Here is a 25,929-nt window from a genome sequence, read left to right on the forward strand (position 1 = left end):
CGGGTCGGCGAACAGACGAACCGGCGGGTCAGGGGGCGATGGGCCGGTGAGCCGATGGGCCGACCAACCGGCAGGCGTCGCCGGGCCGGTGGGCCGGTGGGTGCCGGCGGGCCGGTGGTGGCCTCAGCCGCCGTTCACCCTGGCGGCCACCCGGTCGCCCAGTGCCTTGTCGACGTTGCGCCAGTACTGGACGGCCCGCTCCAGCACGGGCTTGCTCACCCCGTCGAGCAGATGTCCGGAGATGTTGTTCACCAGCCGGTCGCGCGCCGCGTCGTCGAGGACCTCGCGGACCATCGTCCCGGGCTGGCCGAAGTCGTCGTCGTCCCGGCGCAGCGTGTAGGCGTGCCGCACCATCTCGCCCTCGTCCACCGTCCAGCCGGCGGGCCGGAACCGGCGGCTGTCCGCTGCCGGGCCGCCGTAGGAGTTGGGCGCGTAGGGGCGGGCCACGTTCGGCGGCTCGTACCGCATCGGCCCGTCCTTCGCATAGGAACGGACGGGCGCCTGCGGCCGGTTCGGCGGGAGCTGGGTGTAGTTCGGGCCGATCCGGTACCGGTGGGTGTCCGGGTAGGAGAACAGCCGGCCGAGCAGCATCTTGTCCGGGGACGGGGCGATGCCGGGCACCAGGTTCGACGGCTCGAACGCGGCCTGTTCGATGTGGAGGAAGAAGTCCTCCGGGTTCTCGTTCAGCGTCATCCGGCCGACGTCGATGAGCGGGTAGTCGCTGTGCGGCCACACCTTCGTCAGGTCGAACGGATTGAAGCGGTAGTCCGGGGCGTCCTCGAACGGCATGATCTGGACCTTGAGCGTCCATGCCGGGTGCTCGCCGCGCCGGATGGACTGCCACAGGTCCCTGCGGTGGAAGTCGGCGTCCTCACCGGCGAGCCGGTCGGCCTCCTCCTGAGTGAGGAAGTCGATGCCCTGGTCGGTCTTGAAGTGGTACTTGACCCAGAACTTTTCGCCGGCGGCGTTGACCCACATGTAGGTGTGCGAGCCGTAGCCGTTCATGTGCCGGTAGGTGCGAGGGATGCCGCGGTCGCCCATGAGCCAGGTGACCTGGTGGGCCGACTCGGGTGAGAGGGTCCAGAAGTCCCACTGCATGTCGTGGTCGCGCAGGCCGCTGCCGATCTGCCGCTTCTGGCTGCGGATGAAGTCCTGGAACTTGAGGGTGTCGCGCACGAAGAAGACCGGGGTGTTGTTCCCGACCAGGTCGTAATTGCCGTGCTGCGTATAGAACTTCAGCGCGAAGCCGCGGGGGTCCCGCCAGGTGTCGGGGCTGCCCTGCTCCCCCGCGACGGTCGAGAACCGCGCCAGCATGCGGGTGCGCCGGCCCGGCTGGAAGACGTCCGCCTTGGTGAACTGGCTGACGTCGTTGGTGACCTCGAAGAAGCCGTAGGCGCCGCTGCCCTTGGCGTGGACCACGCGTTCGGGGACGCGCTCCCGGTTGAACTGCGCCATCTTCTCGATGGCGTAGTGGTCCTGGAGGAGGATCGGCCCGTCGGGCCCGACGGTCAGGGAGTGCTCGTCGCTCTCGACCGGGATCCCGGCGTTCGTGGTGGTGAAGTCCGTCATGGAGCGTCCTCCCGCGTACGAGGGTGGTGACGGGTCCGGCCTCCCAGCAAAACTCGCCGACACCGTGTCGGCAACCCATGTGGAAAACCCTCCCGCTCGGCCCGCGCGCCCCTTCCGCCCCCTTCGCGCTCCCCCTCCGGGACCGCCCGGCCGGCCCGGGCAACCCCGCCGCCCCCGGCTGCGTCAGCCGGATCGGGTGGTGGCGATACTGGGCGGCCGGCACCGAACGGCTCCTCCGGGACGAGCAGCCCGAAACACATACGGCACACAGAAGAACAGAAACGGGCAGGAGCAGGCAGGAAAGGGACGATGCGGCAGGACACCACAGGCCGGCCCGCGACGGAGGAGCTGGACCGCCCCGCCGGGCACACCGGCCAGAGCCCTGCCGCACCGCCCGCACCGCAGCCGGACGGAGGCCCCGCCGAAGCCGAGACCGAACAGACGGCCGGACAGACGGCCGGACAGGCGACCGAGCAGGCGCAGGCGACCGAGCACACGGCCGAGCGACCTGCCGGACCGGCGGACGGGATCCCCGGACCGAGAGGCGGGGCAGCCGAGCCGACGGACGGGACGGCCGAACCGGCGGAAGGGGCGCCCCGCGGAGTGGCGGCGGGGTGGATCTGCCCGCTGCGGCGGGCCGTCCGCGTAGGGGCCGCGCTGGCCCGGCGGCCGTACTGGGAGCCGCCCAGCTCGGCCTGGATCGTGCGCCGCTGGCCCGGGCTGACGGCGCTGTGCTGCGCCACGCTCTTCTTCTGGGTCTCGCTGACGCCCTCGCTGGTGCCGCGCCCCTGGTTCCTCCAGGGCGTGATCGGCGGGATCAACGCGGCTCTCGGCTACGCCATCGGCGCACTGCTGGACTGGCTGGTCCGCGCGGCGCTGCGCCCGTTGCGCCGGCGGCGGCCGGGGCTCTTCCCCGGCGCGCGGGCCCGGGCGCGCGCCTGGCTGGCGTACTACGCGCTGAGCATCGGCCTCACCATCGCCGCGCTGTCGTGGAGCGCGGACGCGCAGCGCACCCTGCGCCGGCTCCAGGAGATGCCCGAGACGCTGACCTGGCACTCGATGATGATCGCGCTGATGGCGATGGCGATCTGCGCCGTGCTGGTGGCCGCGGCCCGCGCCGTGCGGCTGGCCACCAGGAAGCTGATACGGGCGCTGGGCCGGTACGTCCCACGGCCGCTGGCCATCGGTGTCGGCGTGCTGGTGAGCGCGACGGCGGTGCTCGTCGGCACCCGCGACGTCGTCTTCGACCGGGGCGTGGTGGACATCGCCGCGCGCATCGCGCACAGCACCGACCAGGGCACCAAGGAGGGCATCAGCAGGCCCGGTTCGCACCGGGTGTCCGGCGGCCCGGACTCCCTGGTCGACTGGGACGACCTGGGCTACGAGGGCCGCAACTTCACCGGCTCGTCGCTCACGCCGCAGACGATCACCGCCGTCACCGGTAAACCGGCGCGGCAGCCGATCCGGGTCTACGTCGGCCAGCAGGCGGCGTCCGACGCCACGGCGCGCGCCCGGCTCGCGGTCGCCGAGCTGGAGCGCACCGGCGCGTTCGACCGCGACGTCCTGGCCATCGCCGGGACGACCGGCATGGGCTGGGTCAACTCCACGGACGCCGAGCCGCTGGAGTACATGCACGGCGGCGACACGGCGATCGTCGCCGTCCAGTACTCCTACCTGCCCAGCTGGCTCTCGTTCCTCGTCGACAAGGACGAGGCCGGGCGGGCCACCCGGGCGCTGGTCGAGGCCGTCCGCGAGCGCTGGCTGCGGGAACCGGCCGACGACCGCCCCCAGCTGGTCGTGTTCGGCGAGAGCCTGGGCGCGTACGGGATCGAGGCGTCGTTCGACGGCCCGGACGACATGCTGGCCAAGGTGGACGGTGCCCTGCTCGCCGGCACCCCCGAGTTCTCGCCCGTCCGCCGGCAGCTCACCGCTGACCGCGATCCGGGCAGCCCGGTGTGGCGCCCGGAGTACGAGAACGGCCGGCACTTCCGGTTCGCCCAGTACCCGCGCCGGGATCTGGCCCGCCCCGGGCCGTTCTCCCGCTGGGAGCATCCGCGGGTGGTCCATTTGCAAAACGCCTCCGACGCGATCGCCTGGTGGAACCCGGACCTCGCCGTCCACCGGCCCGACTGGCTGCGCCATCCGGTCGGCCCGGACGTCACCGACTCGGTCACCTGGTTCCCCGTGGTGACGTTCTGGCAGACGACGGTGGACATGGCCGTCTCCTACGGCGTGGAGGCACCGCACGGCCACCGGTACGGCAACGGCTCCGTGGACGGCTGGGCCGCCGTGGCCCCCGCCGACGGCTGGACGGACGAGGACACCGCACGGCTCAGGGAGTTCATGGAACAGCGCGAGGCCCCGTACTGAGCCGCACCAACCCCGGTACCGGAGTTCCGTGACGGTCCCGGCCCGGCCCGGACCGGCGGAATCGCGGACTCCGGCCTGACGCCACATCGGTCACCGCCCTCTCCCCCGCCGGTGGCCGCATCGGCCGGTACGGAGACGGGGCGTCCCCGCCGGGCCCCGACGCATCCGAGGCCCGTGCGCGCGCGGTTCCGCACACACGAACGGGGCGCCCCGCGTCGACGGAGCGCCCCGTTCGTGTGAGTGCCGGGGTGGTGCGGCGATCGGCTAACCGCCCCCGGTGCCGCCGCCCGCGCCGGTGGGCCCGCTCGGACCGGACGAGGGTCCGCCGTCCCCGCGGTCGCCGGGCTCGCCCCGGGACGTCCCGCGCTCACCGGCCCCGCTCCCGGAGCCGCCGGAGGACCCGGGCGGCGGCGCCGCCCCCGGTGCACCGGCCGGTGTGCCCTGCCCGGCCCCGGCCGGTGCGGCCTCCCGCAGCGTGCGTACGGCCTGCTCGTTCGCGTACCCCCGCAGATAGCCGACGACGGTGTTCGCGACGGCGACCAGCGGCACCGCCACGACCGCGCCCGGAATGCCCGCGATCAGCCCGCCGGCGGTGACCGAGAGGACCACGGCCAGCGGATGGACGCGCACCAGCCGCCCCAGGATGAAGGGCTGGAGCACATGGCTCTCGATCTGCTGCACGGCCAGGACCACGGCCAGCGTGAGCACGGCGGTGAAGATGCCGTCGGTGACCAGGGCGACGACGACCGCCAGCGCCCCGGAGATCACCGCACCCACGATCGGGATGAACGCGAACAGGAAGATGAACACGGCCAGCGGCACCGCCATGGGCACCTTGAGGAAGTACAGGCCGATCCCGATGAAGATCGCGTCGATCAGGGCCACTATCACCGTGCCGCGCACATAGCCCGTCAGTGCGGCCCAGGCGCGCGGCCCGGCGCCCGCCACACCCTCGCGCGCCGCGAAGGGGACGAACTTCAGCGCCCAGTTCCAGATGCGGCGGCCGTCGTAGAGCAGGAAGAGCGTCACGAACATCGCCAGCACCGCGCCGGAGAGGAACTCGACGACGACGGTGACGCCCTCGATACCGGCGGAGGTCAGCTCCTTGCTGTTGTCCCCGATCCAGTCGCTGAGGTTCTTGGCGATGTCGTTGATCTGGTCCTCGGAGACATGGAACGGGCCGTTCAGCGCCCAGTTCTTCAGCTCCTGGATACCGTCTTGGACCTTGTCCGTGAGGGTGTCGAGGTTCTCCATGACCTGCCACACCACGAACCAGCCGACCAGGCCCATGACGACGAAGCCGCCGATGAACGTGATGGCCGTGGCGATCCCGCGGCCCAGCCCGATCCGGCGCAGCCGCGCGACGGTCGGCTGGAGCAGCGCCGTGATGAGCAGCCCCGCCGAGAACGCCACGATCACCAGGCTGACGGCGCTGACGATCTTCATCAGCACCCAGACGACACCGGCGAGCACCAGCAGCCGCCAGCCCGCCTCGGCCGCCACCCGGACCCCCCACGGCACGGCGGCCGCGGGCTCGGGCTTGGCCGCTATGGCGGGCGCGTACTCGGGCGGCGGCGGCACGAAGCCCCGGCCCGCCTGCCCGGCGTCCGCCTCGGCGTCGGCCTGCGCCCGGCCGGCTTCCGCGTTCGACAGGCCGGGGTCGACCCCGTCGGGGCCGGGCCCGCCGCCCGCACGCTCCGCTTCGGCACGCCGCTCGGCGGCCTTGGCGGCCCAGCGGCCTACGGCCGACCTGAGCCTGTCCACTCTGCTCGTCATTCCGCTTTCCTCCGCCCCCCTCGGGCATGGGCTTCGCCGTGTGAGGGACGACGTTACCCGCGCCGATGGTTGCTTCCGGACCGCTCACCCCCGGGAGAGCGCCGGAAAACGGCGATGCCTCCCGGTCGACCACGGCCGGCTCGGGGAGCCGGAGAGGTCGTCCGGGAGGCATCGGACCTCCGGGCCGTCGGCCGGCCCGGGCGGAGTGTGACGCTCCGGATCAGTAGTAGTTGTTGGCCTGCCAGAAGCTCCAGGCCTCACAGGGGCTGCCGTACCGGTCGTTCATGTAGTTGAGGCCCCACTTGATCTGCGTGGCCGGGTTGGTCCTCCAGTCCGCGCCCACGGAGGCCATCTTGGAGCCCGGCAGGGCCTGCACGAGACCGTAGGCACCGGAGGACGCGTTCGTCGCCTGGTAGTTCCAGCTCGACTCGTGGTCCACGATGTTCGAGAAGCACTGGTACTGCCCGCCGCCGACGATCTGCTTCGCCATCGACTGGACTTCGGCCGTCGAGTACGACGACTTCTGCGGGAAGTCGCCGACGCTGCCACGGGACTCCGAGCGGCTCGAAGCGGTCTTCAGCTTCTCGCGCTCCTTGGCCTTCTTCTCGGCCGCCTTCTTGGCAGCGGCCTCCTTGTCGGCCTTGGCCTTCTTGGCCGCCGCGTCCTCGGCGGCCTGCTTGCGGGCGGCTTCCTCGGCGGACTTCTTCGCCTCGGCGTCGGCGGCCGCGGAAGCGGAGTCCGCCTGCTGCGTGAGGGAAGCTGTCTGCACCTGGGCCTGCGAGCCCGCCGGTATGTCCTCGAGGAGCGTCGCCTCAGCGGCGGTGGCCTCGACGTCGTTGGACGTCTGGCCCTGGTCGCTGCCCGCAGCAACACCGACGACGGCGCCGACGGTGGTGACCGCGGTGGCGGACGCCACGGCGAATCCCCGGACCGAAATCCGAGCAGTCACACGGTTTCCTTCCAACATGCCCGCTGGGGTGACCTCGCGGGCGCAATCGTGCCCCTGGCACTGACCTCCCTCGTACATGGCCACGGGAGGTGCTGGCCCGGTTGGGTCCCCCGAGAGGAGAGCCCGCGTGGTACTTCGGGCGGCATACGGCGCTACTGCTCTTCAGTTCTGTACTGCCTTGCGGTGTCGCACCGTTGGCGGTGCGGGTGTGCCGTATGCGGGGCCTGACAGGAACCACACCCTGCCGGACGCGGACGCGAGGAATCAATTCCGTGTTGCGTGGGAAAGCTCACACGGCGTTTGAGGCTGAGGATGGGCGGAAATGCGCGCGCGGCCGGGTCCCGGGCGCTAGGGTGCTGGACCCTTCGGCGCCGGGACCCGGCCGAGCCCGTACTCCGGCACCCCGCGACGGGGCGCCGTGTCCGGCCGAGTACCGCTGCGTTTCCCGGGGTTGCCGGGGTCGCCGGGGTTCAACGGGGACCGCGGGGCCCCGGTCTCCGCCGCTCAGCAGTACCCGGACGAGGGACGCGCGGGCAGATGTCTCACCCGCGCCTCACCTCTCTCGGTCCCCTCTCACTCGCCGCCCTCCAGCACCTCCGTCACCAGCGCGGCGATCGGGGAGCGTTCGGAGCGGTTGAGCGTGATGTGCGAGAACAGCGGGTGCCCCTTGAGGCGTTCGACGACGGCGACGACCCCGTCGTGGCGCCCCACGCGCAGGTTGTCCCGCTGCCCCACGTCGTGGGTGAGCACGACACGCGAGCCGGACCCGATCCGGGAGAGCACCGTCAGCAGGACGTTGCGCTCCAGCGACTGGGCCTCGTCGACGATGACGAAGGCGTCGTGCAGCGAGCGGCCCCTGATGTGCGTCAGCGGCAGGACCTCCAGCATGCCCCGGCCGACGACCTCGTCGATGACCTCACGGCTCGTCACGGCGGAGAGGGTGTCGAAGACGGCCTGCGCCCACGGGTTCATCTTCTCGGCCTCGGTGCCGGGCAGATAGCCCAGGTCCTGGCCGCCCACCGCGTACAGCGGCCGGAAGACCATCACCTTGTGGTGCTGCCGCCGCTCCAGCACGGCCTCCAGACCCGCGCACAGCGCCAGCGCGCTCTTGCCGGTGCCGGCCCGGCCGCCCATGGACAGGATGCCGACCTCCGGGTCGAGCAACAGGTCCAGCGCGATGCGCTGTTCGGCGCTGCGCCCCTTGATGCCGAACGCCTCGCGGTCGCCGCGCACCAGTTTGATCCGCCCGTCGGGCGTGACCCGGCCCAGCGCCCTGCCCTTCTCCGACTGGAGCACCAGACCGGTGTGGACGGGCAGTTCGGGCGCGTCGAAGGGCAGGGCGACGCTCTCCGTGGCGAAGAGTTCGTCCACGTCCTCGCCCGGCAGGGTCAGCTCCGCCATGCCCGTCCAGCCCGAGTCGGTGAGGGCCAGCTCCGCGCGGTACTCCTCGGCGAGCAGCCCGACGGAGGACGCCTTGATGCGCAGCGGCAGGTCCTTGGAGACGACGGTGACGTCGTACCCCTCGGCCTGGAGGTTGCGCGCGACGGCGAGGATGCGCGAGTCGTTGTCCTGGATCCGCCCGTGCCCGTTGAAGAGCGCGGCCGGGAGGACGGCCGGATCGGAGTGGTTCAGCTCGACGCGGAGTGTGCCTCCCGTCTCGCCGAGCGGAATGGGGGCGTCCAGCCGCCCGTACCTGATGCGGTACTCGTCGAGCCGGCGCAGTGCCTGCCGGGCGAAGTACCCCAGCTCCGGGTGGTGGCGCTTGGCCTCCAGTTCGGTGACGACGACCAGAGGCAGAACGACCTCGTGCTCGTCGAACCTGTCCATGGCCGTCGGGTCTGCCAACAGCACGCTGGTGTCGATCACATACGTGCGCCGGTCGGACTCGCTGCGCTTCTTGCTGATCACCACGGTGGGACGTACCCCCTCGGATGAGGTCGGGGAGCGACGGCGTCGCGGGGGAAGAGACCGGTCCGGGCCCGCACGCCACGGGCCGGGTGCCGGCCCTCCGCCTGCTGCGCCCGTGCCGGACGGAGCGGGAGCTCCGCGGCCCGGGCGGGCGTCCGTGGTGCGCAATCGGGCCTCCCGGGGCCGGCGGCCCGTCGACGACGCGTCGACGGGGCGCGGCCTGGGGGTGATATTCCCGCCGTGGTGGCCGGGCATGCAATGACGTAGGGCACCGGTGATTCCCGGCAGTTCGGGAGGAATACCCCGCTACGCCGGGTCCGGTGGGGTGCCGTCGCCGCCGCGCGGTCGCCGCGACCGTCGCTTTCCGGCCGCCCGCGGGTCAACGCCGGGCGGCCGGGCCTCAGTTGCCGTAGCGCCGGTGGCGGGCCGCGTAGTCACGCAGGGCCCGCAGGAAGTCGACCTTGCGGAAGCCCGGCCAGAAGACCTCGCAGAAGTAGTACTCGGAGTGTGCGCTCTGCCAGAGCATGAATCCGGACAGACGCTGCTCGCCGCTGGTACGGATGATCAGGTCGGGGTCGGGCTGGCCCCGGGTGTAGAGGTGCTCGGAGATGTCCTCGACGGTGAGGCTCTCGGCCAGCTCGTCCAGGCTGACGCCGTGGGCCGCGCGGTCGGTGAGCAGCGAGCGGACCGCGTCGGTGATCTCCTGCCGGCCGCCGTAGCCGACCGCGACGTTGACGAGTATCCCGTCGATGTCACCGGCCTTCTGCTCGGCCTCCTTGAGGACCTTCTGCGTGGTGTCGGGCAGCAGATCGAGCTGGCCGACGTGGTGGACGCGCCAGCGGCCGTCGGCCGCCAGATCGCGCACGGTGTCCTCGATGATGCCGACGAGCGGGAGGAGTTCGCCCTCCGGGCGGTTGAGGTTGTCGGTCGACAGCAGCCAGAGGGTGACGACCTCGACATCCGTCTCGGCGCACCAGCCGAGCATTTCCTGGATCTTGTCGGCGCCGGCCTTGTGCCCCTGCTCGGTGGTGCCGCCGGAGGCGCGGGCCCAGCGCCGGTTGCCGTCCAGGATGACCCCGATGTGCTTGGGCGCCCGGTCGTGGTCGAGGCGGTACTCCACCCGGCGCGCATAGAGCTTGTACACCAGGTCGCGCAGCTTCATGGGAATGGCCAGCCCCTCCGTGCCGATTCGGAATTCCAGAACCTTACTGCCGCTCGGCCGGGCGTACGAAGCCGGGCCGGTCAGCGCGGTGATAAGAAATGGCTTATGACGCACGCCACCTCTTCCGCCTCACCGTTCTCGCTGCCCGATCCGACGGCCGTCCCGTCGGACACGTTCCACCGCGCCGCCGACGACCGCTACGACACGATGGAGTACCGGCGCACCGGCCGCTCCGGGCTCAAGCTGCCGGCCATCTCCCTGGGCCTGTGGCACAACTTCGGCGACGACCGGCCGTTGCAGACCCAGCGCGACATCCTGCGGCGCGCCTTCGACCTCGGCGTGACCCACTTCGACCTGGCCAACAACTACGGCCCGCCGCCCGGTTCGGCCGAGCTGAACTTCGGCCGGATCTTCGCCCAGGATTTCCGCCCGTACCGGGACGAACTCGTCATTTCCACCAAGGCCGGCTACCTGATGCACCCCGGCCCCTACGGCGAGTGGGGCTCGGGCAAGTATCTGCTGTCCTCGCTCGACGCGTCCCTGCGCCGGATGGGTCTGGACCACGTCGACATCTTCTACTCCCACCGCTTCGACCCGGAGACGCCACTGGAGGAGACGATGGGCGCGCTGGCGACCGCCGTCCGCCAGGGCAAGGCGCGCTACGCCGGCATCTCCTCCTACAGCTCGGCCCGCACCCGGGAAGCCGCACAGCTGTTGCGGGAGATGGGCGTCCCGGCGCTGATCCACCAGCCCTCGTACTCGATGATCAACCGCTGGACCGAGGACGACGGTCTGCTCGACACGCTCCAGGACGAGGGCATGGGCTGCATCGCCTTCGCGCCGCTCGCCCAGGGGCTGCTCACCGACAAGTATCTGGACGGCATCCCGGAGGGCTCCCGTGCCGCGCAGGGCAAGTCCCTCGACCCGGGCCTGCTCACCGACGAGGTCGTGCGGCGCCTGCGCGGGCTCGACGCCGTGGCCCGGCGCCGCGGCCAGTCCCTCGCACAGCTGGCGCTGCGCTGGGTGCTGCGCGACCCGCGGATGACCTCGGCCCTGATCGGCGCCAGCAGCGTGGCCCAGCTGGAGGCCAACGTCGAGGCCCTGCGCGCCGCGCCGCTGGAGGAGGCGGAGCTGACCGAGATCGACGAGCTGGCCGTCAGCGAGCCCGGCACCAACATCTGGGCCGCCAGCAGCGACGGCTGACAGCCGCCGAGCCCCTCGGCAGCTGCCGAGGGGCGCCGCGGGGCGCCGAGAGCAGCCGGGAATGCCGACAGCTGCTCCAAGCCACCCAGAGCTACCGAGAGCTGCCCGGAGCTGCGGAGAACGGTTGAGAAGGACCGGGAACGGCCGGGAACGACCGGAAACGGCGGGAAACGGCCACGGCAGGGCCCGGAAAAGAAAGCGGGCCGGTCCGTGGGGGGGTACGGACCGGCCCGAGGGGGGGTTTCCACCATAGCTCGTTGTGCGCGGTGGTCCGCACACCGGCCGTACATCAACAGCCGTGTCGCGCCTGCGGATCCGCGTGGATCAGGCCGCCGGCGCCGCGACGAGGACGCCCCCGAGCGCTCCGAGCACCATGAACGGACCGAAGGCCATGGCCGTGCCGCGTCCCGCACGGCGGGTGGCCATCAGTGCGACGCCATAGAGCGAGCCGGACAGAAAGCCGAGGAAGGCTCCGGCGAACAGCACACCCCAGCCGTACCACCCAAGGACTACACCCAGCGTGAGCGCGAGCTTGACGTCACCGAAGCCCATGCCGCGCGGACTGATCAGGAACAGCACGAAGAAGGCTCCGGCGAGCACCAGCCCGCCGAGCAGTGCGCGGGGCCAGCTGCCGGCGGCGCCGGGCAGCAGCGCGGCCGGTCCGAGCAGCAGCGCGACGCCGGCGGCGAGCGGCAGGGTGAGGAGGTCGGGCAGCCGCTGGACGCGGCGGTCCACCTCGGTCAGCAGCAGCGCGACGGGCGTGGCCAGCAGCCACACCACCAGCTCGGGGCGCGTGCCGACGGCCGCGGTGAGCCCAGCGCACACCAGCGCTCCGACCACGACGGGAACGACCCGTCCGCTTCCGTACGCCCCTTGCGGCCCGGTGGCCGGCGCCCCTTCGTGGACGTCGTCCGGCCCCGTCCGTCCTGTGGTGGCGCACCGCGGGCACCGGGCGGCGCCCAGCAGTCCGCGTACGCCGGAGCCCAGCGGATGGCCCGCGGGGCACGCCGTACGCCACGGCTGCTCGGGCTCGACGGCCAGCCGGTACACGGCGCGGGGCAGCAGCGCTCCGACGGCCGCCCCGTACACGGCGGCGCTCACGATCCATCCCCATGGCAGCGACACACGGTGAGCCTACGGGGAGCCGGGGCGGTCCGCGCGGGCCGTCACCCGGTCGGGGCGAACCCTCCTGTGACGCAGGCAACTTGGCGATCCGCATCACGTCCGGAGGGCTTCCGGTGAGACGGCTGGTCCGCCATACGGACGCTCACGTGAGCGATTCATCTCACACCGTCACCGCGCCGGAACGGGGCCGATACCGCCCGCACCTGCGACGCAGCACCAACAAGCCGCCACAGACGCCTCGTTAACGGACTGCCGTTGTCAGTGCGGCAACGTACTGTGGAACGCATGACATCGACCCTTACCGGGCCGGGAGAGCCCGGCCGTACCCCGGAGGCCGGCACGGGAGCCGCGCCCTCGTCCACGGCAGCGAACGAGGCGATCCGCCGGTTCGTCGCCGGCCGTACGGTCTGGTCGAAGGAGGCTCTCGCCGAGCTGGACCGCCTGCGCGGGCAGTGGCAGCGCGCCGTGCGGGCCGAGATGGTCAAGGCGGCGTGAGGGCCGCCGTCTTGACCATCTCCACCTCCCGCTGAGCCGCCCGCTCGTTCCGCCTGCGTTCCACCGCGGACCGCGGCCTCCCGCTCTCCGGATCAGGCTTCCCCGGCGCCTCGCCGTTTCACCGTCTCGCCCCGGGCTCCGCCGCCCGGGGCCCTTCGCGCTGAACGCGGTCTCGTCAACGGCTCGTTGATCCGTGAGCATGGACGGGTCGCGGATCACGGACGGCGGGGAGCTCGGGTGGCGCAGCAGAAAGTACGGCGCGGTGGCGGATGGTTCCTGCGACGCCGCGCGGCGCGCGACGAGACCGCCCCTGGCGACGGCCCCGCCCGTGACGACAGCGCCGTCGGCGGCGCCGCGCACGGACCGGAGGCGTCCAGCCCGCCGGACACACCGGACGCAGCGGACGTGGCCGAGGTTCCGGACCCGGACACCCCCGAGGAGCGGGCACGGCGCGGGCGTTGGCGGCTGGTCGTCGCCGGGGCCCTGTTCGCGACGCTGATCCTGCCGCGCGTCGTCAGCACCGCGGGACAGGCCGGTGCGACGGACGCGGGTCCCTCCCCGGCCCCGAGCGCGACCGGTGCCTCGGCCCGCCCCGGCCCGAGCGGCTCGCCGACGGGCCTGCCCGGCCCGTCCGCGTCCGCCCCGCCGACCGCGCCGGCCCCCGGCTCGCCCGGCGCCCTGCCGTCCCCGCCGTCCGGGGCGCCGGGGAGCGCCGACTCCGGTGCGGGGGCGTTCCGTTCGGTGCGCGCGGGCCAGTGTCTGTCGGTGCACGACAACGGCTCCGGGTGGAGCCGCCCCGCGCCGACGGCCGCGACCCGCGTCGACTGCGGAAGCGAGCGCGCGTATGTGCGCGTGACGGCGGTACGGGAGGAGACCGGCACCTGCCCGGCGGGCAACGGGCGCGCCGAGTGGCGCCGGGGCGGCACCACGCTCTGTCTGACCAGGCAGTTCCGCACCGATCAGTGTCTGCTCGCGGAGTCGGACGGCTCGGGCGTGCGTGCGGCGCTGATGTCGGCGCCCGCGTGCTCGCAGAGGGCGCCGGCGCAGGGCCGGTTCGACCGGCTGCTGACCGTCACCGGGCTGCACGATCTCCCGGCCTCGCCGCGCGTCTGCCGCGAGGACGCGGGCGCGGACGGGCACGCGCGCTACTGGACGTGGGAGGTGGACGGCGGCGAGCGGCTGCTGTGCGCGGCCGAGGTCGGCGCCTCCGACCGCTGACCCGCCCGGCTCTCCCGCCGTGACCTGCGGAAACGCCCTCGCGACGGACGAGGGGACCGCCTCCTGACCGGTGCGTTTGACAGGCGATCCGGCGGCTGTTTCGCTGGAAATGCAGCCCATTGGTTGCCTTTCCGGGAGGGGTGTGACGGAACCGAGTGGCGGAGATGGACGAGGTCTTCAAGGCACTGGCCGACCCGAGCCGGCGGCGGCTGCTCGACAGCCTGTACGGGCGGAACGGGCAGACCCTGCGCGAGCTGTGCACGGGCCCGGCCGGGGCCGCGCTGACCCGGCAGTCGGTCAGCAAACATCTGGCGGTACTGGAGGCGGCCGGGCTGGTCACCACGGTGCGGCGGGGGCGGGAGAAGCTGCACTTCCTCGACGCCGGACCGATCAACGCCCTCGCCGACCGCTGGATCCACAAGTACGACCGCGAGCGCGCCCACGCACTCGCCGACCTCAAGACCGCCTTGGAGGCGTCCCCGATGACCGACGCGTATCTCTACACGACCTACATCAGAACGACCCCGGAGAAGCTCTGGCAGGCACTGACCGACCCGGCGTTCACCCACCGCTACTGGGGCGTCTCCTTCACCACCGACTGGCGGCCGGGCTCCCCGATGACCTGGGAGGAGAACGGCAACACGATCTCCGACCCGGCCCAGACCGTCCTGGAGGCCGACCCCGGGCGGCGGCTGTCGTACACCTGGCACACCTTCACCCCGCAGTGGGCCGAGGCGGCCGGTATCGGCGAGGAGCTGCGCGCCCGGCTCGCCGCCGAGCGCCGCTCGAAGGTGACGTTCGACATCGAGCCGGCCGGTGAGACGGTCAAACTCACCGTGGTCCACGAGGACTTCGAGGCCGACAGCACGCTGCGGTCGATGATCAGCGAGGGCTGGCCCGCCATCGTCGCCGGGCTCAAGACCCTGCTGGAGACCGGCGAGCCCCTGCCCTGAGCGGCTCCGCGGCCGGGCGCCCCTCCGCGGTGCGGCTCAGCCGGGCGCCCCTCCGCGGTGCGGCTCAGCCGGGCGCCGGGCCCGCCTCGTCCGCGCTCCGGCGCCGGTCCAGGGCGGCGTGCAGCAGCGCGGGCGTGGCGACGGCGAGGGCGCCCAGCAGGAAGGCGAACGGCAGCGCCCACCCCGCCAACGCCAGCTGGGGCACGGCGGCCGGCGCGTTCGGCACGCAGTACACGGCGCCGGCCACGGACAGGAAGCACTGGGTGCGCGGCGGCCCGTAGCGGTTGAGCCGGACCACGAGCGCGGCACACACGGCCGCCCACAGCGCGGCCCGGGGCTCGCCGAGGCCCAGCGCGTCCCGTACCTCGCCCGCCGCCCGGAACCAGAACTGGTCCTGGAGGCGGGAGACCAGCTCCGGGAAACCGGCGGCGTAGCCGGGCAGTTCGACGCCGTCCGGCAGCCGTGCGCCCGGGCCGCCGACGTCGTCCCGGACCAACTCGGTGACCAGCAGCACCGCGGCGCCGACCGCGTGCGCCAGGCCGGTGGCCCAGCCGACCGTCCACGCCCGCAGCCGCCCGCCACCGCCCACTCCGGACCCGGGCTCGGTGCCACTGCCACTGCCGCTGCCGCTCCCGGTGCCGAGGTCGACCCCGTCCTCGACGGCTCTCCCGGCAGCGCTCCCGTCGGCGCCCTGTCCAGCGCCTCTTCCGGCGTCCCCTTCAGCGAACCCGGCGGGGTCCCGGGGGCCGTCCCCGGTGCCGTCCCCGGCAGTCCTCCCGGTGCCGTCTCCGGCCGCGTCCGCGGCGGCGGATCGGTGCGCGGAGTCGCTCCCGTCCGCTGCGGCTGCGCCCCGGAGGCCCTCCGCGTCCGTCGTCGCGGCCATCGCCCAACCCCCCATCGTCCGCGTGCTGCGGCGGCTTTCATGATCAGGGGTGCGGGCCGTCCCCGTCGAGAGGGCGACGGCCCGGTACGCGGTGCCTTCGCGAGGATTTTTTGCCCCAGAGGCAAAACTTTTGCCCTGTTGGAAAGGGCGTGCCTTAATCGACGGTATGAGCCCGACCCAGCCCCCGCCCGGGGGTGCCGAGCCGGACCCGGGCGAGCTGCCCGTCTTCGCCCCGCGGATGCGCAATCTGCGGCGCCGCAGCGGGCTCAGCCTGGAGGCCGCGGCACACCGCGCGGGGCTCTCCCCCGCGCATCTGTCCCGCCTGGAGACCGGGAAGCGGCAGCCGTCCCTGCCGCTTCTCCTCACTCTCGCACGAACCTACGGCACGACGGTCGGCGAGCTGCTCGGTGAGCATCCGACGGCGGCCGACCCGGTGATCCGCGCCGACGACATGGAACCGGTCGACGCCGGCGGCTGGCGCTACCGGCAGGCAGGGCAGGCCGGCCGCGCCATGCAGGCGCTGCGGGTGCATGTGCCGCGCGGGCCGCAGCGGGAGCTCGTCCGCGTCCACCCCGGCGAGGAGTGGATCCATGTGCAGCGCGGGGCCCTGCGGCTCACGCTCGGCGAAACGGTGGAGGTCCTGCGCCCCGGGGACTCGGCGCACTTCGACTCCCTCACGCCCCATCGCCTGGAGGCGGCGGACGCCCAGGGCGCCGATCTGCTCTTCGTCCACACCCTGCTCCAGTCCCCGGCGGCCGACCTGTGTGTGACGGGCCTGCCGCGGCACGGACCCGCCGGCCGCTGACGAGGGCGGCCCACGCCGGGCCGCCCCACCGGAACCGTTCACCACACCTCGTGAAAGAGGAGGTCGGCGCTGTGACGTCGTCAACCCCCGGCCCGCAGCGGCGGGTCAAGGACCAGCCCGGAGCGGAGCGCGGCGACGGGCGCTTCCCACGCGGCCTCGCCCTGCGGCTGTTCGCGTACATCGTGGCGGGCCATCTGCTCGCCGGTTTCCTGTTCCTGCTCTTCCAGGTGGGCGGCGGAAAGTGAGGACCGCCCCGCCGCCGGGCGCACCGGGCGGCCCTGCCACCATGCACCCGTGACGAACACCCGACCGATCGCCCCGCCGTTCCCCGCCGGGCCCTCCACCGGTCAGCCCGCGCGCCCGGCCTGGCGGATCCGGCCGTTCGACGGGCTGGAGGGCGTCCTTCCCGGCGGCACCCCCGGAGACGCACGCGACGGCGTCCCCGAGGCAGTCCCCGACCGCGCCCCCGCGGACGCAGCCGACCGCGTCCCCGGAGACGGTCCCGCAGACGTACCAGGAGGCGTGCACCTCGGTGCTCACCGCCGGACGCTCGCCGGCCGCCTCACCGCCGCCCTCGGCACACAGCTGGGCGAACGGCGCACCTTCCGCAAGGCCGCCTGGTCCACCGGGCTGTGCGACCAGTACCCGGAAGCCGGACTGACCCTCTTCCACGACGACCGTGAACGCCTCGTGCACATCGAGGCGTTCGCACCGGCACCGGTCGCATACCGGGGCATTCCGCTGCTGGAGCGGCCCTTCGGCGACGTCGTCGACGAACTGACCGCCGCAGGATGCCCGTTGGCCACGGACGACACCGGCTGTCTGGCCCCGGACGCCGGTTTCCACCTCACCGGCGACCCGGACGAGCCCGCGCAGCCCGCCGAGTCCGTCAGCCTGCTCACCCGCAGCGCGCTCGACGCACCGCTGCCCCGTATGACGGACGGGCCCCGCTCCGCCGGGACGGACAGCCACCGGATCGTCCCGCACCGGGGCACCGACACCGTCCGGCTCGGCGAGGACCGCGCCGTGCTGCGTGCCCGGCTCGGGCCCGCCCTCCAGTCCACGCCCGAGTACGGAGGCGCGGCCCAGGACTGGTACTACGAGCACGGCCTCGTCCTCACCTTCGACGCGGACGACCGGCTCACCACGCTCGTCGTCTCCTACGTCGGCCGCCGCGGCACCGCCCTGCTCGACGGCATCCCGCTGCTCGACCGCCCGTACGAGGACGTGGCCGCCGACCTCGCCGCCGCCGGGATCCCGCTCACGGCCAGGGAACTCGCCGCCGACCTCCCCGACCACGGCGTCACCCTCCACCTCGTCGCCCGCACCCATCCGGCGCCGCCGGTCGCCGCCGTCGTCCTGCGCGCCGAGGGCACCCCGCCTGCCCCGGCGCACGCGTAGCCGCACGCGCCCCGGCCCCGCTCAGCCCTCGCAGGGGACGGTCGGCGCTGCTCACTCCTCGCGGGGGAAGGACACCTCGACGCGGCGGTTCTTCTTCCGGCCCTCCTCGGTCCGGTTGTCCGCCACGGGGTAGTCCTCGCTGTAGCCGCGCACGTTGAACGCCACGTCCGGGCCCAGCTGTTGGGACAGCTCCGTCTGCACCGCCGTCGCCCGCTTCTTCGACAGCGTCTTGCCGTGCGCGTAGGAGCCGAGATCGTCGGTGAACCCGAAGACGTTCACCTTGGTGCTGCTCTGCTTCTTCACCTCGTCGGCGATCGTCTTGATCCGCGCCTTCGCCCCGCTGTTCAGCTTCGCGCTGTCCTTCGCGAACAGCACCTCCGCCTGGAGCGTGAACTTCGTCTTCTCCGTGCTGTCCTCGCGGCGCTCCTCACCGCCGAGATCCTCCGTGACGAACTTGATGTCCAGCACCTTCGGCTCGGCCAGCTTCGCCCCGTCCGCCAGCCGCAGCCCCGCCGCCTGCGGGTCGACCTTCACCGGCGGCTCCGAGTCCCCGATGTTGTCCGGCGGTTCGCTGTACCCCTTGTCCCCTGGGCCGGTCTCCCCCGGCAGGGACGGAGCGGTGCCGGTCGGGATGGTGGTGGGGTCCTCGCCGTCCGCCGCCCCCTGGCCCGGCAGCCCGGCCGACTGGGAGAACGTCGGCCGCGGGGCCGGGTCGTCGGCGTGCGCGAACTGCGGCTGGACGCCCAGCACCAGCGCGGTGGACGCCGAGGTGCACGCGAGGGTGCGCACGAGACGGACGCGGGCGGGCTTCGTCGTCCCCATCGTCCCCATCGTGTCCCTCACTCCCCCGAAACCGTGATGCTGGCCGTGGGCATGTCCGCGATCTGGAAGTCGAGGGTGTCGTTGCCCTCGGGCGGGGCGGGGAACTGGGCGTACCAGGTCTTGGAGTCGCCGGACATGATGCCGCCCTTGAACGCCGTGCACAGGCAGCGGCCTTCCGTGTCCCGGAGGATGTAGTAGCGCTTCTTGCCCTTCTTGTCGACGAGCTTGGCGGCGGCCATGGAGGCCGGGTTGGCGCTTCCCACTTCCCGCTCGTCCGACTTCCACGAGACGCCGCTCCACGGGTCGTTACCGGTGTTCGTCACCTTTCCGGTCAGAGTGACGAAGCCGCCCTGGTCGCGCTTGGCCGTGGAAATGGTGAGCGAGATCCCGTCGCTGCCCTTGACCTCGGCCAGCGGTCCGTCCTCACCGGAGTCCGATCCCTGGCCGCCTCCGCTGTCGCCTCCGGACTTCTCGTCCGCTGCGGACGCGGGCTGCTTGTCGTCCCCGCCCTCTCCGCTGTCGCTGCTGCACCCGGCGACCGCAAGAACCAGGCCGGCCGTCACTACCGCAGCCGTGATGCGCGTGCGGTCCTTCTTGGTGCGCCGAACTCTCATCTCTCGCTCGTCCTCTGTCCGTTGTCAGGTACTCAGTCGACCAGTACGACCGAGAACAGGTCGGAGGGCTCCACCTCGACGTCGTCCGCGTCGGGGTCGAGGGTGAAGTCCTCTTCCGCACAGCCGATCTCGATCTCGTCCGCGTCCTCGTCGATCTCGCACAGCGGCTTGATCACCGCTGTCGCCGAGGCTTCGGCCTTCTTGCCGCCGGTGCCGGGCACGAAGGTCTTCCCCGTGTCGAAGCGGGTGCGGATCCGCACCGTGTAGCCGTCGTCACCGTTGCGGGCGACCTGTTCGCAGCTCAGCACGTCCGCGTCGTTCCGCCCGGCGAACCGGTCGGCCTCCGCACAGCCGTCCCCCGTGATGTCGCCCAGGCCGTCGAGCCAGTCCTGCAACGCGTCCTTGTCCTCCAGCGCGTCCAGGAAGCCGTCGTAGAGCTGCTCCCGGTCGTCCTGCGCCGCGGCGAGCGCGGCGGCGTCCGCCGCCGACTGCCCGCGGTTGCGGACGTCACCGGCCTGCGCGACGGCGAAGAAGGCGAACGCGGCGAAGAGCAGCAGCCCGACCAACCCGCCGTAGAGGATGACGACTTGGCCCCCGTCGCCCCGTACTCCCCTGCGCCTCAGTTCCCGAGGACCTGGTTCACGCCCTTGAGGATCGCATCGGAGATGAGCGCGTCCAGCCCGAGCGCCCTGATGGCGATGATGATGCCCGCCACCAGGATGACGATGCCCGCGTACTCGATCGAGCTGGCGCCACGGTCGCCTGCTCGTGCGTGGTTGCGTACGGCTGTCCACCAGCGGCGCACTGCGTTCGACATCGGTCTCTCCTTCGGTGGCGGCTGACTCCGGGTCCCCCGGGGGACGCGGTGCGGGGCCCGGTGCGCTCCGGGGGCCGGCCCGGAGCGGGGTGCGGGTGTGCGCGGGCGTGCGGGCACGGGAGGCGTGCCGGTGTGGTGTCACGTCACGCTTCCCCCTCCGGTGCGCGCGGCTGCGGGGCCCGGGCGGCGCACGGGCGCGGATCACCGGTGCGGGGCGCGGGCGTGCGCGCGGCGGGACGCGCGCTGCGGAGGTTCTTGACGCCCCGGGGGCCGTCGAAACGGGCCGCGGCGAAAAACCGTGCGGGCGGCGGGAGTTCGCCGGGGCACGGTGCGGTGGCGCGGAGTGCCGTCACGGTGCCCCTCCCCTCAGGTCCCCTCGCGTCCCCTCACGTCCCCTCGCGCCGCCGGTGTTCCGTACCCTCGCGGGGCGCGTTCGACGTGGTGTTCCCCCGGCCGTACGACCCCGTGTCGCTGACGGTCGTCGTACGGACGCAGACTGTGCCACAGCTCGCCGCCCCGGCGAAGAGGTACGGGCGGTTTTCGCCCCGGCGGGGTCGGTGGACGGCGGCGTGCGGGGCGGCCGGCGGGAGGGGAGGCGTGGCGGGTTCACCCGCGCGGGGACCGGGCCGCGCACGGGAACCGGGGCCGGGGTTGTGCTCCCCGGCCCCGGTCCGTTGCCCCGGCTCCGGCCCTGGACCCGGCCGTGTCGGGGCGCTCGGGTGCGCGGTCAGCCGACGCGGGCCGCGCGGGGGGTGAGTTCGCGTTCGATCTGTTCGAGGCTCTTGCCGCGGGTCTCCGGGATGCAGCGGGCGGTGAACAGGGCGAGCAGGGCGCAGACGGCCGCGTAGAAGGTGAAGGTGCCCGCGCCGCCGAGGGTGTCCAGCAGGGTGAGGAAGGTGAGCGAGACCAGGAAGTTCATCGTCCAGTTGGAGAACATCGTGGCGCTCATCGCCGTTCCGCGGATCCGCAGCGGATACAGCTCGGACGGGATGATGAACACGACCACGTTGAGGGTGGTGGCGACGGCCGCGACGAAGACGGCCACGCAGACGACGGCGAGCCAGGCGAACGACGAGTTCTGACCGCCGGCGGCGAGGGTCGCGGCGAGCCCGGCGAGGGCCAGGGCCATCACGACGGCGCCGGTGCCGAGGAGCTTCTTGCGGCCGAACCGGTCGACGGCGACCATGCCGACCGGCGTCATCAGCAGATTGACGACGCCGACGCCGACCGTCGCGAGGATGGACGAGGACGAGCCCAGTCCGCTGCTCTCGAAGATCTTCGGCGCGTAGTAGATGACGGTGTTCACGCCGGACGCCTGGCCGAGGATCTGGAGGCCGACGCCCGCGACGACCGCGGGCCGCACCGAGCGGTCGGCCAGCGCCCGCCAGCGTCCGCGGCGGGGCGCGCCGCTCGCCTCGCGTGCGGCACCGGCGGTGCCCGCGGTCATCTCGGCCAGCTCCGCCTCGACGGTCGCCGGGGCGCCGCCGCGCACCCGGGTCAGGACGGCGCGGGCCTTCTCGGTGCTGCCGTTGAGCGCCAGCCAGCGCGGTGATTCGGGCAGTGCGCACATGCCGAGGCCGAAGAGGGCCGCGGGCACGGCGGCCAGCCCGAACATCCAGCGCCAGTCGTGCGGGACGTCCTTGAGCGCGTAGTTGGCGACGTACGCCAGCACGATGCCGAGGGTGATCATCAGCTGGTTGAGGCCGACCAGACGGCCCCGGACGCGGGGCGGGGCGACCTCGGCGATGAACACGGGCACGAGGTTGGAGGCGGCGCCGATGCCCAGGCCGAGCACGATCCGGGCGGCGGTGAGCAGCGTCGCCGAGGGGGCGAAGGCCGCCAGGGCCGAGCCGGCGAGGAAGATGCCGGCCGCGCCGATGAGGACGGGGCGGCGCCCGTAGCGGTCGGAGACGTTGCCGGCGCCCGCCGCGCCGATCATGGCGCCGACGAGGATCGAGCTGACGACGACGCCCGAGCTGAACGAGGACAGCGAGAAATCGGACTCGATCTGGAGCAGCGCCCCGGAGATGACCCCGGTGTCGTAGCCGAACAGCAGTCCGCCCAGGGCCGCGACCAGGGCCACGCCGATCACCGGCCGCAGGCCCGTTCCACCGTCCCGGGCCGCGGTGGCACCAGCTGGGGCCATCACACTCGCCTCCTCATTCACCCTTGAATTGGATGAGACCAATTGTGCATCTGTCTTGGGCAAACGCAAGAGACTGCCGTAGAATCCTCACATTGGTTGGTACCTATACGGGCCCGCGGCAGGGCTCGGGGCTCGACGTGGGAGGCGCACCGTGGCCAGAGCGGCCAAACACGAGGAACTGCGGCGGGCACTGCTGGCCGAGATGTCCGGCTCGGCGCCGCACACCCCGCTCCCCACCGAGCGGGAGATCTCCGCGCGCCACGGCGTCTCGCGGAACACCGTGCGGCAGGCGCTGGACGCGCTGGAGGCGGCGGGCAGCGTCTACCGCGTGCAGGGCGCCGGCACCTTCATCGCGCCCGCCGTCGTCTCCAAGTCGCTCACCCTGACCTCCTTCTCCGAGGACATGCGTGCCCGCGAACTCGAACCCGCCTCGCGGCTGCTGGCCGCCGAGACGGTACGGGCCGGGCAGCAGCTCGCCGAACGGCTCGGCATCGCACCGGAGGCCGAGGTCGTCCGCGTGAGCCGGCTGCGGCTGGCCGACGGCTCCCCCATGTGCCTGGAGAACGTCCACTTCCCCGCCGATCGGGTGCCCGGCCTCACCGAGGAGGACCTGGGCGGCTCGCTGTACACGCTGCTCGCCGAGCGGTACCGGCTGGAGATCCGCTCGGCCGAGCAGATCGTGCGGGCCGTCGACCTCGGGGACACCGAGGCGGCCCTGCTCGGGGTGCCGCTGGGCAGTTCGGGCCTCCGGGTCGAGCGGGTCGGCCGGGACCGCAGGGACGCCCCAGTGGAGGCGACGACCACCCTCTACCGGGCCGACCGCTACGACATCCGCTTCACCGTCCGCAGGGCGCAGTCATGAGCGGGACGAGCGGGACGGGCGACACGAACGGGACGGGCGACACGAACGGGACGAGCGGGACGAGCGACAGGGGCGGCATGGGTGGCATGGGCGGCATGGCCGGCGTCAGGACGACGAGCGGTGCGGGAGCGTCCGCCGGTGCCGGTCGCCCGCTGATCGGTGCGGACGTCGGCGGGACGAAGATCGCGGTCGGGCTCGTCACCGCGGACGGCGGGCTGCTGGACTCGCTGGTGCGGCCCACCCCGGCCGCCGAGGGCCCGACCGCCGTACTGGACGCCGTCGCCGCGGCCGTCACCGAACTGCCGGGCTGGCAGCGGGCGTCGGGGCTGGGCATCGGGACCGGCGGCGTGGTCGACCGGGACGCCGGCGTCGTCCTGTCCGCCAATGATCTGCTGCCCGGCTGGGCCGGTACCCGGCTCGCCGCCGAGCTGAACGCGCGGCTGGGCCTCCCGGTGGCGGCGGACAACGACGCCAACGTCTTCGCACTGGCCGAGCAGGTGCACGGCGCGGGCGCGGGCAGCGACTCGGCGCTCTGCGTCAGCGTGGGCACCGGCATCGGCGGCGGGCTCGTCGCCGGGGGCCGGCTGCTGCGCGGGGCGCACTGGACGGCCGGGGAGTTCGGGCACATCGCGGTGCCCGAGGCCGCGGGCCGCCCCTGCAACTGCGGGCGCGAGGGCCATCTGGAGGCCGTCTCCTCCGGCCCCGCCATGGCGGCCAGGTTCGCCGCGCTGACCGGGCGGGACGGTGTGGCCGATCTGCGCGAGGCCGTCGCGGCGGCGGACGGGACGGGGCCGACGGCCGAGGCAGCCCGTACCGCGCTGACCGAGGGCGCACGAGCGCTCGGCCGGGCGCTCGCCGGGCTGGTCAACACCGTCGACCCGGAACGTGTGGTGATCGGTGGCGGAGTCGCCTCCATCGGCGCCCCGTTCTGGCAGCCGCTGACCGACGCCTTCGCGGCCGAACTGCTACCCGGGCCCGCACAGCTGCGCCCCGTGCCCGCGGCACTGGGCCCGCGAGCCGCCGTGATCGGCGCGGCGACGCTGCTCCTGGAGGACGGGTGAGGGGCGGCCCTGAGCAGGGTTGACCGGCACTGATCAACACTGCTCAGCACTGGTCAGCGCTGGTCAGCACTGACCGGTGCGGACGGCGGGGCCGGACGACCGGCGTCCGACGGCGGACGACCGTCGGCGGGCAACCATGAGGAAGGACGGAGCATGACCGAGGCCGAAGCCGGTGGCGGCGGGGACCACCCCGGCACCACCACGACGAACACGGCGAACGGCGCAGCCCACATGGCGAACTCAGCGAACTCAGCGGGCACCACGGACGCGACGGGCGCCGCGAACACGACAGGCACCGCGGGCACCGCGGGCGCCGCGGGCACCGCGCCCCGGGAGCGCGCGGACGCGCTGCTCTCCGCGCTCCGGGGCCGCCTGGTCGTCTCCTGCCAGGCGCCTCCGGGCGATCCGCTGCGGGACCCGGCGCACATGGCCGCGATGGCCGCCTCGGTGGCGGCGGGCGCCCCGGTGGCGGGCGTGCGGGTGCAGGGGGTGGACGACATCCGCGCGGTGCGGGAGGTCGTCGGGCTGCCGATGATCGGGCTGTGGAAGGACGGCGCCGAGGGCGTCTACATCACACCGACCGCGCGGCACGCGCTGGCGGTCGCCCGGGCCGGTGCGGAGATCGTCGCCGTGGACGCGACGGAGCGGCCCCGTCCGGACGGGCGACCGCTGCGCGAGACGGTGGAGGCCGTGCACGCGGCGGGCGCGCTGCTGATGGCGGATGTCTCCACCGCCGAAGAGGGCCGTACGGCGGCGGCGCTGGGGGCCGATCTGATCTCCACCACGCTCTCCGGGTACACCCCGTACAGCCGCCAGGGTCCGGGCCCCGACCTGGAGTTGGTCGGTGAGCTGGCCGGCACGGTGGACGTGCCCGTCTTCGCGGAGGGGCGACTGCACACGCCGGAGCAGGCGCGCGCCGCGATCGACGCCGGAGCCTGGGGTGTGGTCGTGGGCGGCGCCATCACCGCACCGGCCGCGATCGCCTCCCGCTTCGCCGCAGCCCTGCCGTAGGGATGCCGCAGGGATGCCGCAGCAGTGACGTAGGGATGCCGTAGGACTGCCGCAGCCTGCCGTAGGACTGCCCGTGGGCTGCCGCAGAACCACTGTGGACTGCCGCAGCGCGAGCAAAACGGTCAAACCATCATCAATGGCTCCGCAATCCGCCCCTCCGGGGCCGGACTTCACCGGTCCGGCGAAGCCGCCGCGCCCCCGCCTTTCCGTGAGTCGACTCACAGCTCCCAACACCCGGCGCAGTTCCGGGATTCCGGAACGGGTAACCGACACCTTTGTGTTTTCCCAGCGCACTGCACATATGCGATCAAGAAAAGGAAGCGGGGCGTGAATTCGGTCGCATTGCGACAAGCGCCGTGTAAACGATCATTTTCTTGTCCATGGGAATTCCCTGTGCTTAAGGTGCCCGAGCTGTCGCGCGCCAGGAGTGCGGCAGTTCGCGATCAGACGCCGAATCCTGCCGCTGATCTGCGAAAACACCACCGTTGGCAGGAGCGGGGGAACCAGGTAAGTGCCCCGGAGGGCCGGACGGCCCGAGGGGCTTGGGGTGAAGCCGTGCTGGACGCGCAGGGCGCGTGACCGCACGGCCGGGCCACTGCTCCGGCCCGAATCCGACAGCTCACCTCGCAGGCGTAGGAGAGGAACTCCCCTATGTCCGGAACCCATGCCCACAAGTCGCGGCGCCGTATGCGTCGTGCTGCCGCGCTCGCCCTCACGGCGAGCGGCGCCGGCATCGTGCTCCCGCTGATCACTTCGGGCAGCGCGCACGCCGCCTCGGT

General features: G+C 73.0%; 23 protein-coding genes and 1 riboswitch. Of the genes, 11 read left to right on the forward strand and 12 right to left on the reverse strand.

Features of this window, described 5'->3' with window-relative positions; genetic code table 11:
* Window positions 1-123: 123 nt before the first annotated feature.
* Complete coding sequence (locus SCA03_RS22985; RefSeq protein WP_030885437.1) at window positions 124-1,569, reverse strand: catalase; 1,446 nt, start codon at window positions 1,567-1,569, stop codon at window positions 124-126.
* A gap of 309 nt (window positions 1,570-1,878) precedes the next feature.
* Here SCA03_RS22985 and SCA03_RS22990 point away from each other — a divergent pair, with 309 nt between their 5' ends.
* Window positions 1,879-3,939 (forward strand): alpha/beta hydrolase, encoded by a 2,061-nt coding sequence (locus SCA03_RS22990; RefSeq protein ID WP_141275624.1) that lies wholly within the window; start codon window positions 1,879-1,881, stop codon window positions 3,937-3,939.
* Between the two features lie 264 nt (window positions 3,940-4,203).
* Here SCA03_RS22990 and SCA03_RS22995 read toward each other — a convergent pair whose 3' ends face one another.
* The 4 genes from SCA03_RS22995 to SCA03_RS23010 all read right to left on the reverse strand — a co-directional run bounded on the left by SCA03_RS22995 (window position 4,204) and on the right by SCA03_RS23010 (window position 9,734).
* Window positions 4,204-5,715, reverse strand: coding sequence for an AI-2E family transporter (locus SCA03_RS22995; protein ID WP_051846640.1), 1,512 nt, complete (start codon window positions 5,713-5,715; stop codon window positions 4,204-4,206).
* A 220-nt stretch (window positions 5,716-5,935) separates the two neighbouring features.
* Window positions 5,936-6,682 (reverse strand): aggregation-promoting factor C-terminal-like domain-containing protein, encoded by a 747-nt coding sequence (locus tag SCA03_RS23000; RefSeq protein ID WP_170297916.1) that lies wholly within the window; start codon window positions 6,680-6,682, stop codon window positions 5,936-5,938.
* 555 nt (window positions 6,683-7,237) lie between these two features.
* Window positions 7,238-8,575 carry an RNA 5'-3' helicase PhoH2 gene (gene phoH2 / locus SCA03_RS23005; RefSeq protein ID WP_030885448.1) on the reverse strand — a complete coding sequence of 446 codons (1,338 nt, stop codon included), beginning with the start codon at window positions 8,573-8,575 and terminating at the stop codon, window positions 7,238-7,240.
* Between the two features lie 397 nt (window positions 8,576-8,972).
* Window positions 8,973-9,734 carry an isoprenyl transferase gene (locus SCA03_RS23010; protein ID WP_030885451.1) on the reverse strand — a complete coding sequence of 254 codons (762 nt, stop codon included), beginning with the start codon at window positions 9,732-9,734 and terminating at the stop codon, window positions 8,973-8,975.
* Between the two features lie 105 nt (window positions 9,735-9,839).
* Here SCA03_RS23010 and mgrA point away from each other — a divergent pair, with 105 nt between their 5' ends.
* A complete protein-coding gene (mgrA, locus tag SCA03_RS23015; protein ID WP_086816264.1) occupies window positions 9,840-10,937 on the forward strand; it encodes an L-glyceraldehyde 3-phosphate reductase in 1,098 nt (365 codons plus the stop codon).
* Between the two features lie 324 nt (window positions 10,938-11,261).
* Here the strand turns inward: mgrA and SCA03_RS23020 are convergent, their stop codons facing one another.
* Window positions 11,262-12,041: a prepilin peptidase gene (locus tag SCA03_RS23020; RefSeq protein WP_308698155.1), complete on the reverse strand. Its 780-nt coding sequence runs from the start codon at window positions 12,039-12,041 to the stop codon at window positions 11,262-11,264.
* A gap of 306 nt (window positions 12,042-12,347) precedes the next feature.
* Here SCA03_RS23020 and SCA03_RS23025 point away from each other — a divergent pair, with 306 nt between their 5' ends.
* The 3 genes from SCA03_RS23025 to SCA03_RS23035 all read left to right on the forward strand — a co-directional run bounded on the left by SCA03_RS23025 (window position 12,348) and on the right by SCA03_RS23035 (window position 14,728).
* Window positions 12,348-12,557, forward strand: a complete 210-nt coding sequence (locus SCA03_RS23025; protein WP_030885457.1) for a hypothetical protein — start codon at window positions 12,348-12,350, stop codon at window positions 12,555-12,557.
* A 237-nt stretch (window positions 12,558-12,794) separates the two neighbouring features.
* Window positions 12,795-13,775: an LppU/SCO3897 family protein gene (locus SCA03_RS23030; protein WP_141275625.1), complete on the forward strand. Its 981-nt coding sequence runs from the start codon at window positions 12,795-12,797 to the stop codon at window positions 13,773-13,775.
* A 164-nt stretch (window positions 13,776-13,939) separates the two neighbouring features.
* Window positions 13,940-14,728, forward strand: coding sequence for an ArsR/SmtB family transcription factor (locus SCA03_RS23035; protein ID WP_086818324.1), 789 nt, complete (start codon window positions 13,940-13,942; stop codon window positions 14,726-14,728).
* Between the two features lie 64 nt (window positions 14,729-14,792).
* Here SCA03_RS23035 and SCA03_RS23040 read toward each other — a convergent pair whose 3' ends face one another.
* Window positions 14,793-15,611, reverse strand: a complete 819-nt coding sequence (locus SCA03_RS23040) for a hypothetical protein (protein WP_141275626.1) — start codon at window positions 15,609-15,611, stop codon at window positions 14,793-14,795.
* 166 nt (window positions 15,612-15,777) lie between these two features.
* On the opposite strand from SCA03_RS23040, the gene SCA03_RS23045 reads away from it, so the two are divergent.
* The 3 genes from SCA03_RS23045 (at window position 15,778) to SCA03_RS23050 (ending at window position 17,817) form a co-directional block, all read left to right on the forward strand.
* Window positions 15,778-16,416 carry a helix-turn-helix domain-containing protein gene (locus SCA03_RS23045; protein WP_030885469.1) on the forward strand — a complete coding sequence of 213 codons (639 nt, stop codon included), beginning with the start codon at window positions 15,778-15,780 and terminating at the stop codon, window positions 16,414-16,416.
* 71 nt (window positions 16,417-16,487) lie between these two features.
* On the forward strand, window positions 16,488-16,661 hold the full coding sequence (locus SCA03_RS35245; RefSeq protein WP_169729714.1) for a DUF6126 family protein: 174 nt from the start codon (window positions 16,488-16,490) through the stop codon (window positions 16,659-16,661).
* Window positions 16,662-16,710: 49 nt separating this feature from the next.
* On the forward strand, window positions 16,711-17,817 hold the full coding sequence (locus SCA03_RS23050) for a hypothetical protein (RefSeq protein WP_141275627.1): 1,107 nt from the start codon (window positions 16,711-16,713) through the stop codon (window positions 17,815-17,817).
* A 51-nt stretch (window positions 17,818-17,868) separates the two neighbouring features.
* Here SCA03_RS23050 and SCA03_RS23055 read toward each other — a convergent pair whose 3' ends face one another.
* From SCA03_RS23055 to SCA03_RS23075, 5 genes are all read right to left on the reverse strand, one after another.
* Window positions 17,869-18,639 (reverse strand): OmpA family protein, encoded by a 771-nt coding sequence (locus SCA03_RS23055; protein WP_086818319.1) that lies wholly within the window; start codon window positions 18,637-18,639, stop codon window positions 17,869-17,871.
* A 17-nt stretch (window positions 18,640-18,656) separates the two neighbouring features.
* Window positions 18,657-19,253: a hypothetical protein gene (locus SCA03_RS23060; RefSeq protein ID WP_086818318.1), complete on the reverse strand. Its 597-nt coding sequence runs from the start codon at window positions 19,251-19,253 to the stop codon at window positions 18,657-18,659.
* Window positions 19,254-19,285: 32 nt separating this feature from the next.
* Window positions 19,286-19,876, reverse strand: a complete 591-nt coding sequence (locus tag SCA03_RS23065) for a pilus assembly protein TadG-related protein (protein WP_212767447.1) — start codon at window positions 19,874-19,876, stop codon at window positions 19,286-19,288.
* Window positions 19,873-20,070, reverse strand: coding sequence for a hypothetical protein (locus SCA03_RS23070; RefSeq protein WP_086818317.1), 198 nt, complete (start codon window positions 20,068-20,070; stop codon window positions 19,873-19,875). The genes SCA03_RS23065 and SCA03_RS23070 overlap by 4 nt, the downstream gene beginning before the upstream one ends.
* Before the next feature lie 727 nt (window positions 20,071-20,797).
* Window positions 20,798-22,216 (reverse strand): sugar porter family MFS transporter, encoded by a 1,419-nt coding sequence (locus SCA03_RS23075; RefSeq protein ID WP_030885489.1) that lies wholly within the window; start codon window positions 22,214-22,216, stop codon window positions 20,798-20,800.
* A 151-nt stretch (window positions 22,217-22,367) separates the two neighbouring features.
* Between SCA03_RS23075 and SCA03_RS23080 the strand changes: the two genes are divergently transcribed.
* The 3 genes from SCA03_RS23080 (at window position 22,368) to SCA03_RS23090 (ending at window position 25,150) form a co-directional block, all read left to right on the forward strand.
* The gene (locus SCA03_RS23080) at window positions 22,368-23,078 is read left to right on the forward strand and encodes a GntR family transcriptional regulator (RefSeq protein WP_086815754.1); all 711 of its coding nucleotides are present in this window, start codon (window positions 22,368-22,370) and stop codon (window positions 23,076-23,078) included.
* The gene (locus SCA03_RS23085) at window positions 23,075-24,139 is read left to right on the forward strand and encodes an ROK family protein (RefSeq protein WP_230988862.1); all 1,065 of its coding nucleotides are present in this window, start codon (window positions 23,075-23,077) and stop codon (window positions 24,137-24,139) included. Before SCA03_RS23080 ends, SCA03_RS23085 begins: the two co-directional genes overlap by 4 nt.
* Window positions 24,140-24,370: 231 nt before the next feature.
* Window positions 24,371-25,150, forward strand: a complete 780-nt coding sequence (locus tag SCA03_RS23090) for an N-acetylmannosamine-6-phosphate 2-epimerase (RefSeq protein ID WP_086815762.1) — start codon at window positions 24,371-24,373, stop codon at window positions 25,148-25,150.
* Between the two features lie 438 nt (window positions 25,151-25,588).
* A riboswitch (cyclic di-AMP (ydaO/yuaA leader) is annotated at window positions 25,589-25,796 on the forward strand.
* The last annotated feature ends 133 nt before the right edge of the window (window positions 25,797-25,929 follow it).

It is taken from the genome of Streptomyces cacaoi (genome assembly GCF_006539165.1).
Classification (GTDB): domain Bacteria; phylum Actinomycetota; class Actinomycetes; order Streptomycetales; family Streptomycetaceae; genus Streptomyces; species Streptomyces cacaoi.